General features: G+C 68.5%; 12 protein-coding genes. 8 read left to right on the plus strand and 4 right to left on the minus strand.

Annotated elements, in window-relative coordinates:
- Nucleotides 1–34: 34 nt before the first annotated feature.
- On the minus strand, nucleotides 35–781 hold the full coding sequence (locus CFK21_RS01525) for a GGDEF domain-containing protein (RefSeq protein WP_096364057.1): 747 nt from the start codon (nucleotides 779–781) through the stop codon (nucleotides 35–37).
- Nucleotides 782–901: 120 nt separating this feature from the next.
- Entirely contained in the window at nucleotides 902–1,267 is a 366-nt protein-coding gene (locus CFK21_RS01530; protein ID WP_096364059.1) for a nucleotide pyrophosphohydrolase, read from the minus strand.
- A 96-nt stretch (nucleotides 1,268–1,363) separates the two neighbouring features.
- Between CFK21_RS01530 and CFK21_RS01535 the strand changes: the two genes are divergently transcribed.
- Nucleotides 1,364–2,092 (plus strand): cupredoxin domain-containing protein, encoded by a 729-nt coding sequence (locus CFK21_RS01535; RefSeq protein ID WP_157745235.1) that lies wholly within the window; start codon nucleotides 1,364–1,366, stop codon nucleotides 2,090–2,092.
- A gap of 46 nt (nucleotides 2,093–2,138) precedes the next feature.
- Nucleotides 2,139–4,859, plus strand: a complete 2,721-nt coding sequence (locus CFK21_RS01540) for an EAL domain-containing protein (protein WP_172844228.1) — start codon at nucleotides 2,139–2,141, stop codon at nucleotides 4,857–4,859.
- On the opposite strand, the gene argH is transcribed toward CFK21_RS01540, so the two are convergent.
- A complete protein-coding gene (gene argH / locus CFK21_RS01545; RefSeq protein ID WP_096364065.1) occupies nucleotides 4,849–6,243 on the minus strand; it encodes an argininosuccinate lyase in 1,395 nt (464 codons plus the stop codon). The two genes, CFK21_RS01540 and argH, sit on opposite strands and share 11 nt — an antisense overlap.
- A 128-nt stretch (nucleotides 6,244–6,371) precedes the next feature.
- Between argH and CFK21_RS01550 the strand changes: the two genes are divergently transcribed.
- Together CFK21_RS01550 and CFK21_RS01555 are read left to right on the plus strand one after the other, a co-directional pair.
- The gene (locus tag CFK21_RS01550; protein ID WP_096364067.1) at nucleotides 6,372–7,442 is read left to right on the plus strand and encodes a sensor histidine kinase; all 1,071 of its coding nucleotides are present in this window, start codon (nucleotides 6,372–6,374) and stop codon (nucleotides 7,440–7,442) included.
- Nucleotides 7,439–8,170 (plus strand): LytR/AlgR family response regulator transcription factor, encoded by a 732-nt coding sequence (locus CFK21_RS01555; RefSeq protein ID WP_096364069.1) that lies wholly within the window; start codon nucleotides 7,439–7,441, stop codon nucleotides 8,168–8,170. The genes CFK21_RS01550 and CFK21_RS01555 overlap by 4 nt, the downstream gene beginning before the upstream one ends.
- Nucleotides 8,171–8,433: 263 nt before the next feature.
- Here the strand turns inward: CFK21_RS01555 and CFK21_RS01560 are convergent, their stop codons facing one another.
- Nucleotides 8,434–8,922 carry a thioredoxin family protein gene (locus tag CFK21_RS01560; protein WP_157745237.1) on the minus strand — a complete coding sequence of 163 codons (489 nt, stop codon included), beginning with the start codon at nucleotides 8,920–8,922 and terminating at the stop codon, nucleotides 8,434–8,436.
- A 78-nt stretch (nucleotides 8,923–9,000) separates the two neighbouring features.
- On the opposite strand from CFK21_RS01560, the gene hemC reads away from it, so the two are divergent.
- From hemC to CFK21_RS01580, 4 genes are read left to right on the plus strand one after another with little or no spacing between them, the layout of a single operon-like run.
- The gene (hemC, locus tag CFK21_RS01565; RefSeq protein ID WP_096364073.1) at nucleotides 9,001–9,936 is read left to right on the plus strand and encodes a hydroxymethylbilane synthase; all 936 of its coding nucleotides are present in this window, start codon (nucleotides 9,001–9,003) and stop codon (nucleotides 9,934–9,936) included.
- A complete protein-coding gene (locus tag CFK21_RS01570; protein WP_096364075.1) occupies nucleotides 9,936–10,727 on the plus strand; it encodes a uroporphyrinogen-III synthase in 792 nt (263 codons plus the stop codon). The genes hemC and CFK21_RS01570 overlap by 1 nt, the downstream gene beginning before the upstream one ends.
- 3 nt (nucleotides 10,728–10,730) lie before the next feature.
- Nucleotides 10,731–11,975, plus strand: coding sequence for a uroporphyrinogen-III C-methyltransferase (locus CFK21_RS01575; RefSeq protein ID WP_096364077.1), 1,245 nt, complete (start codon nucleotides 10,731–10,733; stop codon nucleotides 11,973–11,975).
- Nucleotides 11,972–13,180 (plus strand): heme biosynthesis HemY N-terminal domain-containing protein, encoded by a 1,209-nt coding sequence (locus CFK21_RS01580; RefSeq protein ID WP_096364079.1) that lies wholly within the window; start codon nucleotides 11,972–11,974, stop codon nucleotides 13,178–13,180. The genes CFK21_RS01575 and CFK21_RS01580 overlap by 4 nt, the downstream gene beginning before the upstream one ends.
- Nucleotides 13,181–13,283: the final 103 nt, after the last annotated feature.

Consider the following 13,283-nt stretch of genomic DNA (forward strand, 5'->3'; position numbering starts at 1 on the left):
CGGTGGCGGCTCCCTGGTCAGGTGGGTGACAGGATCAACCGGCGGCGGTGCTGGCGGCCGCCGGGGCGAGGGCGGCGGCGGCGCGATTGAGCAGCGTCTGGGTATTGTCCGCCTTGCGCCATTCCGCCACTCCGAACCCGGTGTCGACAAGCTCACTGGCGAACTCTGCCGCCAGCCGCTCGCGCAGTTTGGCGATCAGCTGTTCGGCATCCGCCTGGCGTGTCTCCGGCAGGGCCAGAATGAAGCGTTGATCCTCGTTGCACCCGATCATGTCGGCCCAGCGCAGCTGATCCTTGAGAATGCGGCTGACCCGGACCCGGGCCGGGTCGTCGACATCGCCGCGCAGTTCCAGCAGCACCAGCGACAGTGGACTGTCGTAGCGCCGGCAGCGCGAGACCTGGGGTTCCAGCGCCACGCTCAGACCGCGGCGGTTGAGCAGGCCGGTGACCGGGTCGGTGAGCGTTTGTTCGGACAGTTCCTGCTGCAGGCGTTGCTGCTCGGTGCAGTCCCGGAACCAGAGCGCCTGGCCGCCATCGGCCAGCGGCAGGCGCCGGACCTGCAGTTGCAGGCGGGCGCCGCCGGGGGCGGTGTGGCTGAGGCTGTCCGCAGCAGCGGCCAGCAGCGGGTGCTCCGGGTCGAGATCGTCAAGACCGGCGTCCAGCAGCCGCAGCAGCGCGGCGTTGGCGGCGGCCGGACGACCGTTGCGATCCAGTACCAGCAGGGCGTCGGAGGTGGTGTCGAGCAACTCGACGAGCTGCGAGGGGGTAAGCCTGTCCCACATGGCAAGAAGTCTCCCTGGGCGTGTCAGATGACGGAAATTTGACATCCGTGTGTCCCGGAATGTCTTGGGATTTAGCGACCTAGGGACGTTTTGCTTTAGGAGTGAGGAGCGAGGAGCGGGTCAGTCATACTCGCTGGCGCGCCGGGCCAGGCCGCGCACCTTGTCCACCGGGAAACGTGCCTCGTTCATATCCATCTTGTCATGCGCTGCCTGCAGCAGATCGATGTCGAGCCGCTCACCCAGGCGCACGAGATAGATGAGGATGTCGGCCAGTTCCAGACGCACGGCCTCGCGCTTGTCCGGCGGCAGGGCCGCGCTCTCGGCCTGGCTCAGCCACTGGAAATGCTCCACCAGTTCGGCCGCCTCGGCGATCAGGGCCATGGACAGGTTCTTGGGCGAGTGGAACGGCTCCCAGTCGCGCGCCCGGGCGAACTCCGCCAGGCGGCGGTTGAGCCGGTCCAGACTATCGGTGTCGGCCTTGGTCATGGATTGCGCTCCGCAGCCCCGTGGTCTCCGGCTTAAGCCGGGCAGCCGGGTGCCGTTACCTACAGAAGTAGACCATCACGTGCAGTCCGAATTTACATGAAACCAGGGATCGTGTCCGCAGGGAATCGTTGGCGTCGGCTGTTGCTGGCGCTGCTGGCCGTCATGCCGGCCGGGCTGTCGGCCGCTGAGGTGCGCGGGGTGGTCATGCTGCAGCACAGCGGCCTGTTCTCCGGCCGGGACGGCACGGACCAGGTCATCGGCCTGGCACTGTGGCCGGACAGCCCCGGCCTGAGCGCCGGGGCTGTGGTTGACGTGCGCCATGAACTGCGCGTCGATGCCGACCGGATCCGGCCCGATTTTCTCCAGGTGCGTCCCGGCGAGCCGATCCGGCTGGCCAGTCTCGATGCCGTCGAGCATCAGCTGTTCGCCCTGGTCCCCGGCAGCCACAGTGAGGTTGAGGTGCGGCTGCACCCGGGCAGTGGGGCGGACGAGCCGAGCATCAGTTTCCGCGAACCCGGTACCCGACACCTGTTCTGCCGTCTGCACCGGCGCAGCTATGCCCGCATCGATGTGGTCGATGCACCGCGGCTGGCCATTGTCGAGGCCGGTGAGCGGTTCGAGTTCCGCGACCTCGAGGCCGGCCGCTGGCGGCTGCGGGTGGCCGCTATCGGCGCCGAGACCCTGGAACAGGACACCATGGCCATGACGGCGCCGCCGCCGCTGGAGTTGCGTCTGCCGGTGAAGAGCGGAGTGCAGCCGGAGCACAACAGCGCGGCCGGGGTCGTGACCGTCGATCAGCTGTATCCGGCGCTGCCGGGAAGATGAGGCAGGGATGCGAATCGGGCAGAAAAACAGTCTCCTCGTCGTTGGCATGATGCTGCTGGTACTGGTCGGCATGACCAGTGCCGGCTATCTGCTGGTCACCGGCCACGTCAACCGCCAGATCAGCAGCGATATCCAGCATGCCCACGAGGTCTATGTGCAGGCCCAGCGCGAGGCCTTTGCCCAGCTGGTGAGCACGGCCCGCAACATCAGCCAGGAGCCGGGCCTGCTGGCAGCACTGCTCACGGCGCATGCGCCGACGGTACGCAGCACCCTGGAAGAGAGCTTTCCGCGGCCCGGCATCGATCTGCTGGCGCTGAGCCTGGAGAGCGGTCCCGGCCAGACCCTGGCCGAGGGCAGCAAGCCGCACCTGGTGTCGCCGCGGGTGCTGGCCTCGGATGCCATCCAGAGCCTGGTGCGGCAGGTCACCCGGGGCGCCCGGGTAGCCTATGGCAACGCCATGATCTTCGAGACCTTCCTGCGCCTGGTCGCCATCCCGGTGGCCAACCCGGGCGGCGGTGTGATCGGGGTCATGGTGCTCGGGCAGGAGATCGACCAGGCGGCGATCGAGCGTTATCAGCCGCTGCTGCGTACCGAGGTGGCGCTGTTCGACGCCCAGGCGCTGGTTGGCAGCACCCTGCCCGGCCGGCTGGCGCAGCTGCAGGCGCTGGAGGCCGGCCGGGTCGAGTTCAGCCTGGACGGAACCGGCTATCTCGGACAGGTCTACCCGGTGCTGGCCGGCGACGGCCGGACACCGGTGGCGCGGCTGCTGCTGGCGCATGCCAGTGACAACTACTGGGCACCGTATCGCAGCTTTGCCCTGCAGGGCCTGCTGGTCTCCGGCGCCATCCTGGTGGTGGCGGCGGTGCTGGGCATGGTGATCAGTCGACGCACCCTGACCCGGCCGCTGAGCCTGCTGGCCGCGGCGACCCGCAAGATCGCCGCCGGCGATCTCGCCTGGCGGGTGGAGCTGAAGCGGGAGGATGAACTCGGCGAACTGGCCGATTCCTTCAACCGCATGCTCGACGACCTGCGCCAGTCCAACGAGGCGCTGGAACACAACCGCCGGCGCTTCCATGATTTCGCTGCCAGTTCCTCGGACTGGTTGTGGGAGACCGACGCCGGGGGTCGCATCACCTATCTGTCCCCCGGATTCAAGGCCTCGCTGGGCATGGACAGCCAGGAGTGCCTCGGCCGGACCTGGCAGGAAGTGTTCCCCGAGGACGATCTGGAGGCGCTCACGGCGCGCCTGCAGCCGCAGCGGGATCGTGGCTTCCCGTTCAAGGAATTGAGCTTCCGCGTCTGCCTGCACGACGGCACCATCCGGGACCTGCGCATCAGCGGCATACCGGTGCGGGAGCAGGACCGCTTCGCCGGTTTCCGCGGCACTGCCAGCGATATCTCCAAGCAGCGCATCAACGAGGAGCGGGTCGCGCTCCTGTCCAACCAGGACCAGCTCACCGGGCTTACCAACCGCCGCCGCTTCCTGGTCGACCTGGCGCACGAAATCCGCCGGGCCCAGGCACATGACCGTCAGGGCGTGCTGATGCTGGTGGACCTGGACCATCTCAAGCTGCTCAATGATGCCGCGGGCTATGCCGTCGGCGACGAGATGATCGTGCAGGTCGCCGGGGTGCTGGAGCGGCTGTCGCGCGAGGAGGATATCCTCGGCCGCATCAGCGGCGACGAGTTCGCCCTGACCCTGCCGGATCTGGGGCTTGACGCTGCGCGCGCGCAGGCCGCGCGGATACTCGAGGCGATCACCCAGTGTCGGCCGGTCCGCACCAAGGCCGGTGTGCCCATCAATGTCTCAGCCAGTATCGGCCTGGTGGCCTTCCCCGATCAGGGCACCGATCCGGTGGAACTGATCGCCAAGGCCGACAGCGCCATGTACGCCGCCAAGGATGCCGGGCGCAACCGGTTCGAGGTCTTCGACGAGGCCAGCATGTCGCGCGAGCATATCGGCGGCCTGCTGGCCTCGCGCAACCGGGTGCTCAGGGGCCTGGAGGAGGATCGTTTCGAGCTGCATTTCCAGCCCATCGCCAGCGTGCTCAACGGCGAGGTGCACCACTTCGAGACCCTGGTACGGATGCGCGATGACAGCGGCCAGGTGATACCGCCGGGCGCCTTCATCCCGGCCGCCGAGCAGTTCGGTCTGATCGGGAGAGTGGATAAGGAGATCGTGCGCAAGGCGATCTATCACATCGCCACCCTGCCCGATGCCCTGAGCCAGGTCGGGTTCTCCATCAACCTGTCCGGGTTGTCGGTGGGCGAAGACGAACTGCTGCGTCTGATCGAGAACTGTCTGGACGAGACCGGACTGGATCCGGCCCGCATCACCTTCGAACTGACCGAGACCGCGGCCTGCGAGAACATGTCGCTGGCGGCCGAGTTCCTCGGCCGCATCCGCCAGCTGGGCTGCCGCATCGCGCTGGACGACTTCGGCGTGGGCTTCTCCTCCTTCTCCTATCTGAAGCACCTGCATGTGGACATGCTCAAGATCGACGGCAGTTTCATCCGCGACATCGCCAGCAACCAGGAGGACCAGCTGTTCGTCAAGGCGCTGGTGGACGTGGCGCGCGGCATGGGCATCCGCACCATTGCCGAGTTCGTGGAAAGCGAGGCCGCCTTCCGGCTGCTGCAGCGCCTGGGCGTGGATTATGTGCAGGGCTACTACATCGGCCGGCCCGAGCCCGCCATCACCGGGGACGGATTGCATGGATTCGCCCGGCGGCTGAACCCGGGCGGCGGTCAGGTGGTCAACGGCTGAGCCGCTGGCGCGCCCGCTGTGCGGCGGCCCGCACCTGGGACGGCGCGGTGCCGCCGATGTGATCGCGGCTGGCGATCGAACCCTCCAGGGTCAGCACCTCGAACACATCCTGCTCGATGATTCCGCTGAACTGCTGCAGCTGCTCCAGGCTGAGCTGGGACAGGTCGCGCCCCTGCTCCAGCCCCAGGCGCACCGCCTTGCCCACCACCTCGTGGGCATCGCGGAACGGCAGTCCCCTGCGCACCAGGTAGTCGGCCAGATCGGTGGCGGTGGAGAAGCCCTCCAGCGCTGCCGCGCGCAGCCGTTCGCGTTTCGGTTCGATGGCCGGGACCATGTCGGCGAACACCCGCAGGCAGCCCCGGACCGTGTCGACGGTGTCGAACAGCGGTTCCTTGTCTTCCTGGTTGTCCTTGTTGTAGGCCAGCGGCTGGCCCTTCATCAGGGTCAGCAGGCCGATCAGGTGGCCGTTGACGCGGCCGGTCTTGCCGCGTACCAGTTCGGGAACGTCGGGGTTCTTCTTCTGCGGCATGATGGAGGAGCCGGTGCAGAAGCGGTCGGGCAGGTCGATGAAGCCGAACTGGGCCGAGGTCCACAGGATCAGCTCTTCCGAAGCACGGGACAGATGCGTCAGCAGCAGCGCCGCCGCACTGGTGAATTCGATGGCGAAGTCGCGGTCGCTGACCGCGTCCAGCGAGTTCTCCGCCGGGGCGTCGAAGCCGAGCAGCTCGGCCGTATAGTGCCGGTCGATGGGATAGGTGGTGCCGGCCATGGCCGCCGCGCCCAGCGGCATCAGGTTGACCCGCCGCCGGCAGTCGGCCAGGCGCTGGCGGTCGCGCTCCAGCATCTCGAACCAGGCCAGCATGTGGTGGCCGAAGGTCACCGGCATGGCCACCTGCAGGTGGGTGAATCCCGGCATCAGGGTGTCGGCCTCGCGCTCGGCCAGATCGATCAGGCCGCCCTGCAGCCGTTCAAGCTCGGCCGTGATCAGGTCGATTTCCTCGCGCAGATACAGGCGCATGTCGGTGGCGACCTGGTCGTTGCGCGAGCGGCCGGTGTGCAGTTTCTTGCCGGTGGCGCCGATACGCTCGGTGAGGCGCGCCTCGATATTCATGTGCACGTCCTCGAGCCCGACCGACCAGTCGAAGTCGCCGGCCTCGATCTCGCCGCGGATGTCCTCCAGGCCGGCGATGATCTCGTCGCATTCCGCCGCCGTCAGCACGCCGACCCGGGCCAGCATGCGGGCATGGGCGATGGAGCCGGCGATGTCCTGGCGGTACAGGCGCCGGTCGAAGCCCACCGAGGCGGTGAAGGCCTCGACGAAGGCGTCGGTGGATTCGGTGAAGCGGCCGCCCCAGGGTTTGCTCTTGCTGTCGCTGTCCGCCATGTCGGATTCCGTTCGGTTACAGTGGCGCGAGTATACCGCTGGCCGCGTCAGCGGGGCCAGGGATGCTGGTTCTGGCCGGGGCGTCGGGGGATAATCGCGCTCAGTGCGGGGAGGGAACAGCCGGGAACATGGAAACGCCAGCCAACAACGCCGCCGGGTTGCCGCAGGGTGATGCCGGCTTCCTGCCCGACTTCTGCGCCATTCGTGCGGTGTTCGCCGTGGTGGTCAGCGCCCAGATGCTGGCCTTTGTGCTCGCGCTGGCGGGCAGCCCGTTGGGCGCGCTGTGGTGGAGCGAACTGGGCCTGGTGTCGCTGTTTGTGCAATGGGTGGCGCTGTCATGCACCGCGGCCCTGTGCCTGGCCCGGCGCTGGCTGCTGCGCCTGCCGCCGCGCCGCGCCGGGGTGCTGGCCTACGGATTGATCCTGTTGATCGTGCTCGGCCTGAGTGAACTGGCCTTCCGGCTTCTGCCGGCATACGGCGCCATGGAAGCGAATGGCGACGGCCACATGGATTACCTGATCCGCAACCTGGCTATCGCCGCCATCGTCGCCGCGCTGCTCCTGCGCTACTTCTTTGTCCGGCATCAGTGGCAGATGCAGGTGGCCGCCGAGGCCCAGGCCCGGGTCGAGGCGCTGGCTGCACGCATCCGGCCGCACTTCCTGTTCAACAGCCTCAACACCATCGCCGCGCTCACCCGCAGCCGGCCGGCGCTGGCCGAGGAGGTGGTGCAGGATCTGGCCGAACTGTTCCGCGCCGGCATGAAGGAAGTGCAGGCGCGCATCCCGCTCAGCGAGGAACTGACCATTGCCCGCCGCTATCTGAACATCGAACGGCTGCGTCTTGGGGAGCGGCTGCAGGTGGAATGGACCGAGAAGAACCTGCCGCTGGACGAGGCAGTGCCGCCGCTGATCCTGCAGCCGCTGATCGAGAACGCCGTCTATCATGGTATTGAGCCGCGTGGCGAGGGCGGCTGCATCCATATCCTGGCGACCTACAACAAGGGCAGGCTGCGCCTGGAAGTGCGCAATCCGCTGCCGCCGCAATCCGATCCGCCGCGCCGGGCGGGCAACCGCATGGCGCTGGAGAACATCCGTCAGCGCCTGTTGCTGGTGTTCGGGGCGCAGGCGCGGCTGGAGACCGAGCAGCGCGACGGCCAGTACCGGGTGCGCATGCTGATTCCGCTGGAGCGTGCCGCATGAAGGTGCTGGTGGTCGACGACGAGGCGCTGGCGCGGGAGCGGCTGATCTCCATGCTGGCCGGTGTGCCCGACATCGAGATCACCGGCGAGGCGGCCACCGGGCGCGAGGCCATCGAGCAGGTGGCGGCAAACCGTCCCGACGTGGTGCTGCTGGATATCCGCATGCCGGAGATGGACGGACTGGAGGCAGCTAGGCACCTGGCCGGGCTGAGCGAGCCGCCGGCGGTGATCTTCACCACCGCCTATGGCGATCATGCCCTGGAGGCCTTCGAGGCCTGTGCCGTGGATTACCTGCTCAAGCCCATCCGCAATGAGCGCCTGATGGCGGCCCTGGCCAATGCCTGCCGGCTCAACAGGGCCCAGGCCGCACGCATCGGGGATCTGCCCGAGACCCGTCGGCGCAGTCACCTGTGCCTGCCGGTGCGCGGCGGCCTGCAGCTGGTGCCGGTGGCCGACATCCGCTATTTCCAGGCCGACAACAAGTACGTCACCGTGCGTACCGGCGAGGGCGAGTTCCTGATCGAGGAAGCGCTCAAAGCGCTGGAAGAGGAGTTCGGCGGGGACTTCATCCGCATTCACCGCAACGCCCTGGTGGCGCGGCGTCATCTCAGTGCGCTGGAGCGTGACGCCGAGGGTCGGCTGTGCGCCGTGCTGCGCGGGGTGGATGCGCGCCTGGAGGTCAGCCGCCGGCAGCAGCCCGAAGTGCGGCGGTTGTTGAAGGGGGCGTGAGGGAAAAGCTTTAAACCGCGAAGGCGCACAAGGCGCGCGAAGGAAGATGCGAATCAGGGTTGGAATTGTAGGCCGGAAAAAGGGCCGAATGGCCCGTTTCCGGCATTGGCCGGGCATGCCGGGAACGCTGCGCTTATCCCGGCCTACGCTCTGGATCAGTACGTAGGTCGGGTTAGCGCAGCGTAATCCGACAACCCACTTTGCGTCTCCGCGCCTTTGCGTCCTCTGCGTTTGTGTCGTGAAAGGTTGGTGTCGGCAGCAGGTTACTGATCCAGCGCCGCGTTGGCCGTGTCGATGCCGCGGTCGATATAGCCGCCGTAGAAGTCCGGGGTCAGCAGTCCGACGATGCGCTTGGCCAGTTCCTCGCCACCGGGGCCCAGAAACAGCAGGGTGGGGGTCATGTCGACGCCGTATTCGTCGGCGATGCGCCGCGCCGGGCGGATCTCACCCTGCAGGTCCTCAACCATGACGCCGGCGTCGATATTGAGCTTGCGGATCAGTACCCGATCCTCGTAATCGCCGCTGATCAGCATCGGGACCAGGAAGTCCTGCTCGACCTGTTCGCAATAGGTGCAGTGATGGCTGCTGAAGGCCAGCAGCAGCGGCAGGCCGCGCTCGGCCGCTTCCCGGGTGGCCTGCTCCAGGCTCTGCACCTGCTGGACCTCCGGTCGGGTTCCGGCGCCGGCGGCGGCCTGGCCCAGCAGCCAGAGCAGCAGCAGCCCGCCCGTGATAAACTTGAAAGCCTGTTTCACCACTCGTTATCCTCACTGCCTGCGCGCGGGCGGGACAACCGGTCCGCGCTGTCCAATCCCACTGTATCAAGAGAAATCATGTCCCTGACCAAGCTCCGCATCGCCACCCGCAAGAGCGCGCTTGCCCTGTGGCAGGCCGAACACGTCAAGACCGGCCTGGAACTGCACCACCCCGGCCTGGAGGTCGAGCTGGTCACCATGACCACCCAGGGCGACCGGGTGCTCGACAGTCCGCTGGCCAAGATCGGGGGCAAGGGGCTGTTCGTCAAGGAACTGGAGACCGCCCTGTTGGAGGGACGTGCCGATATCGCCGTCCATTCCATGAAGGATGTCCCGGTGGAACTGCCCGATGGCCTGGAACTGGCCCAGATCCTGGACCGCGAGGACCCGCGCGATGCCTTCGTCTCCAATCAATATGCGGACTGGGAGGCGCTGCCACAAGGGGCAGTGGTGGGCACCTCCAGCCTGCGCCGCCAGAGTCAGCTGCGGGCCCTGCGCCCGGATCTGGAAATCCGCGACCTGCGCGGCAACGTCAACACCCGGCTGGAGAAGCTCGATCGCGGCGACTACGCCGCCATCATCCTGGCCTGTGCCGGCCTCAAGCGGCTGGGCTTCGCACAGCGCATCCGCAGCGAACTCGGGCCGCAGGTGATCCTGCCGGCCATCGGCCAGGGCGCGATCGGCATCGAATGCCGCTCCGGGGACCCCGAGGTGCAGGGCCTGATCGCGCCGCTGGGCCACAGCCACACCGCGCAGCGGGTCGCCGCCGAACGGGCCCTGAACGCCGCCCTGCAGGGCGGTTGCCAGGTGCCCATCGGGGGTTATGCCGAGATCGAGCACGGGGTGATCGTGCTGCGCGGCCTGGTCGGCCGCCCGGATGGCAGCGAGATCGTCCACGGGGTGATCAGCGGCCGGCCCGAGGACGGCGAGGAACTCGGCCGGGTGCTGGCCGAGGACCTGCTCAGCCGCGGTGCCGACGCCATCCTCAAGGCGCTCTACGCCGAAGCGCAATAATGGACACAGCCCCCGCCCTGGCAGGCTGGCGGGTCCTGGTCACCCGCCCCGAGGCCCAGGCCGGCCCGCTGTGCGAGCGGCTGGCCGCGGCGGGCGCGGAGCCGGTCCCGTTCCCGGTGATGGAAATCCGCTTTCTGAACGGCGTCCGCTGGCCGGCGCCGCTGGACAGCTTCGACTATGCCCTGTTCGTGAGCGTGAATGCCGTGACCGCCTTCCGTGCCCAGGCCGCGGGAGCGGGTTGGCCGGCGGGCGTGAAGACCCTGGCCATCGGCCGGCAGACCGCGGCGGCCATGACGGCGGCCGGCATCCCGGTCAGCCTGGCCGCGCCCTCCCCCTTCACCAGCGAGGCGCTGCTGGCGCTGCCGGACTTGCAGCGCCTGGCGGATTGTTCCATCGTGATACTCCGTGGCCGTGGCGGCCGGGAGCTGATCCGGGACACTCTGTGCCAGCGCGGGGCCCGGGTCGAGGCGCTCGAGCTCTACGAGCGGAGGCTGCCCGAGGCGGATTCCGCTGCGTTGCTGCAGCGCTGGCATAGTGGCGGGATCGATGCCGTGTTGGTGACCAGTAACGCGATCCTGGATAATCTGCTCGAACTGCTGGGCGAAGCCGGTCGCGAGTTGCTGCGGCGCACCCCGCTGATCGTTCCCAGCGAGCGCACCCGGGCCTATGCATCGCGCCAGGGCTGTGAACAGGTCAGGGTGGCGGACAATGCCACCGATGCGGCCATGGTTGCGGCGCTGGCGCGGCTCGCCGCTGACCGGGCCTCCGCCCACCACCCATCGGGAAGCTGAAGCATGAGTGAGAACAAGGATAAGCCCCAGCCTCAGGGCGCACCCGGATCCGGATCGGCCGCGAGCGAGGGCGGCGGCAAGCCACGCTCGCGCGGCGGCCGCCGGCGCAGCCCTTCCGCGCCCTCAACTGCTGCCGGCGGCGCCAGCCAGGCGCCGGCCCCGACCGGCGGGCGCTATGCCGGGCCGCTGGCCATCCTGGCCCTGCTGGTCGGCGTCGGTGCCCTGGTCGCCGGCTATTTCATCTGGCACGAGGTGCAGCGCCAGGCCGGCTGGCAGCAGGAGGTGCTGGCCCAGATCGATGCCCGCAACCAGGCCCTGGACAATCGCGTGACAGCGGCGGTGGACCGGATGGAAGCCACCCTGGACGAGGCCGTCGGCGCCCGCCGCGGCCTGCAGCAGGATCTGGCCGATCAGCAGCAGTCGATCGCGGCCCTGGAACGCGCCTTCGGCGTGCTGCGGGCCCAGGTCGGCCGCAGCCAGGAGGCCTGGGTGCTGGCCGAGGCCGAGTACCTGCTGCATGTGGCCAACCAGCGGCTGCAGCTGGCGCGCGACGTCGATACCGCCATCGCCGCGCTCACGAGCGCCGATCAGCGCCTGCAGGAATTGGCCAACGCGGCCTACCTGCCGGTGCGCGAACAGATCAGCCGCGAACTGGCCGGCCTGCGCGGCGTCGACGTGCCGGACATCGACGGCATCGCCCTGCGCCTGCAGACCCTGGCAGACAGTGTCGATGACCTCAAGGTCGCCGGCGCCCAGTACCGGCCGACGCCGCGCGGTGCCGCCGCCGACGCCGGGGCCGAAGCCGACGCCGAAGCCGGCAGCTGGCGCGAGTTGCCCGCCGCCCTGTGGGGCGAACTGCGCCAACTGGTGGCGGTGCGGCGCAACGACGAGCCGGTCGCCCCGCTGCTGGCGCCGGACCAGCAGTTCTTTCTCTACGCCAATCTGCGCCTGCAACTCGATACCGCCCGGCTCGCCGCCCTGCGCGGCAACCCCGAGTTGTACCGGGTGAGCCTGCGTACAGCGCGCGACTGGCTGGCGCAGGAATTCGACGCCGGGCAACCGGCGGTGCGCGAGGCCCGCGCCGAGCTCGATGCCTTGCTCGCGGTGGAACTGCGCCCCGCCCTGCCCGACATCGCCGGTTCCCTGCGCCTGCTGCGCCAGGAACTGGCCCTGATCGAGGCCGGTCGGGCCGCGCCGGAAGCGGCTTCCGACGAAGCTGCTGCTGAAGGCGCGGGGAACGCACCATGAAACCGCTGTTTCTGGCCCTGCTCACCCTGGCCCTGGGCGTGGTGCTCGGGTTGGTGTTTCTCAACGAACCCGGCTATGTGCTGATCGGCTACGGTCAGTGGAGCGTCGAGACCAGCCTGTCGCTGCTGCTGTTCGGCCTGCTGCTGGGGTTCATCGTCCTCTACGCCCTGCTGCGGCTGCTGGCCGGGGCGCGGCGCACCCCCCGGCGGCTGCGGGCCTGGCGCGGCCGGCGCCGGGCCCTGCGCGCCCGGCACTCGCTCAACCAGGGCCTGCTGGCCCTGTCCGAGGGCGACTGGCCGCGTGCCGAGCGGCTGCTGACCCAGCATGCCGATGACAGCGAGAGTCCGCTGCTCAACTATATCGCCGCGGCCCGGGCCGCCCAGTACCAGGGTGCGGATGCCCGGCGTGACCAGTATCTGCGCCTGGCTCACCAGGCGATGCCCAACTCCGACGTCGCCGTCGGCCTGACCCAGGCCGATCTGCAGTTCAGCCATCAGCAGATGGAACAGGCGCTGGCCACGCTGACCCATCTGCGCAGCATCGCGCCGCGTCATGCCTATGTACTGAAGATGCTCGCCCGTCTGTACCAGCGCCTGGGCGACTGGGAGCGCCTGCGCGAACTGCTGCCCGAACTGCGCAAGCGCCGGGCCCTGCCCGAGCCGGCGCTGGACGAACTGGAGGAGACGGTCTACCGCGCGCTGCTGGAGGGCAGCGTGCGTCAGCACGATGCCGCGGCGCTGCAGCAGCTGTGGGGCCAGCTGCCACGGCGGCTGCGCCAGGACAATGACCTGGTCCTGGTCTACGGCCGCGCCCTGCATCACCTGGAGCTGGATCCGGCGGCCGAGCCGGTGCTGCGCGAGGCCATCCGGCGTCAGCGTGACGAACGTCTGCTGGATCTCTATGGCCGGGTGCGGGGCGAGAATCTCGGCATGCAGCTCTCGCAGCTGGAGGAATGGCTCAAGGAGCAGCCGCGCAACCCGGTGCTGCTGCAGGCCGCCGGCCGGCTGGCGATCCTCAACCGGCTGTGGGGCAAGGCCCGCAGCTATCTCGAGGCGGCGCTGGAGATCCAGCCGACGGTGGAGGGCTACCAGCTGCTGGGGAGCCTGCTGGAGGAACTGGAAGAACCGGATGAGGCGGCGGTGTGTTTCCGCAAGGGCATGCAGCTGGCCACCGGCGAGACCGGCCGCCTCCCGGCTCCGGGGTGAGGTTCATCAAAGATCAAGAGCGCCACGGAATACACGGAAAAATATAATTGCAGAAACCGCCCGGTCTCTGTTCCACTCAATGCTCGTTATTCCGGCACAAGGC

Origin of the sequence: Thiohalobacter thiocyanaticus, from assembly GCF_002356355.1 — a bacterium.
Lineage (GTDB): Bacteria > Pseudomonadota > Gammaproteobacteria > Thiohalobacterales > Thiohalobacteraceae > Thiohalobacter > Thiohalobacter thiocyanaticus_A.

What these genes read in the sequence shown, in the direction of transcription:
- CFK21_RS01525 (WP_096364057.1), bottom strand. Translation starts at nt 781, where the DNA reads ATGTGGGACAGGCTTACCCCCTCGCAGCTCGTCGAGTTGCTCGACACC.
- CFK21_RS01530 (WP_096364059.1), bottom strand. Translation starts at nt 1,267, where the DNA reads ATGACCAAGGCCGACACCGATAGTCTGGACCGGCTCAACCGCCGCCTG.
- CFK21_RS01535 (WP_157745235.1), top strand. Translation starts at nt 1,364, where the DNA reads ATGAAACCAGGGATCGTGTCCGCAGGGAATCGTTGGCGTCGGCTGTTG.
- CFK21_RS01540 (WP_172844228.1), top strand. Translation starts at nt 2,139, where the DNA reads ATGATGCTGCTGGTACTGGTCGGCATGACCAGTGCCGGCTATCTGCTG.
- argH (WP_096364065.1), bottom strand. Translation starts at nt 6,243, where the DNA reads ATGGCGGACAGCGACAGCAAGAGCAAACCCTGGGGCGGCCGCTTCACC.
- CFK21_RS01550 (WP_096364067.1), top strand. Translation starts at nt 6,372, where the DNA reads ATGGAAACGCCAGCCAACAACGCCGCCGGGTTGCCGCAGGGTGATGCC.
- CFK21_RS01555 (WP_096364069.1), top strand. Translation starts at nt 7,439, where the DNA reads ATGAAGGTGCTGGTGGTCGACGACGAGGCGCTGGCGCGGGAGCGGCTG.
- hemC (WP_096364073.1), top strand. Translation starts at nt 9,001, where the DNA reads ATGTCCCTGACCAAGCTCCGCATCGCCACCCGCAAGAGCGCGCTTGCC.
- CFK21_RS01570 (WP_096364075.1), top strand. Translation starts at nt 9,936, where the DNA reads ATGGACACAGCCCCCGCCCTGGCAGGCTGGCGGGTCCTGGTCACCCGC.
- CFK21_RS01575 (WP_096364077.1), top strand. Translation starts at nt 10,731, where the DNA reads ATGAGTGAGAACAAGGATAAGCCCCAGCCTCAGGGCGCACCCGGATCC.
- CFK21_RS01580 (WP_096364079.1), top strand. Translation starts at nt 11,972, where the DNA reads ATGAAACCGCTGTTTCTGGCCCTGCTCACCCTGGCCCTGGGCGTGGTG.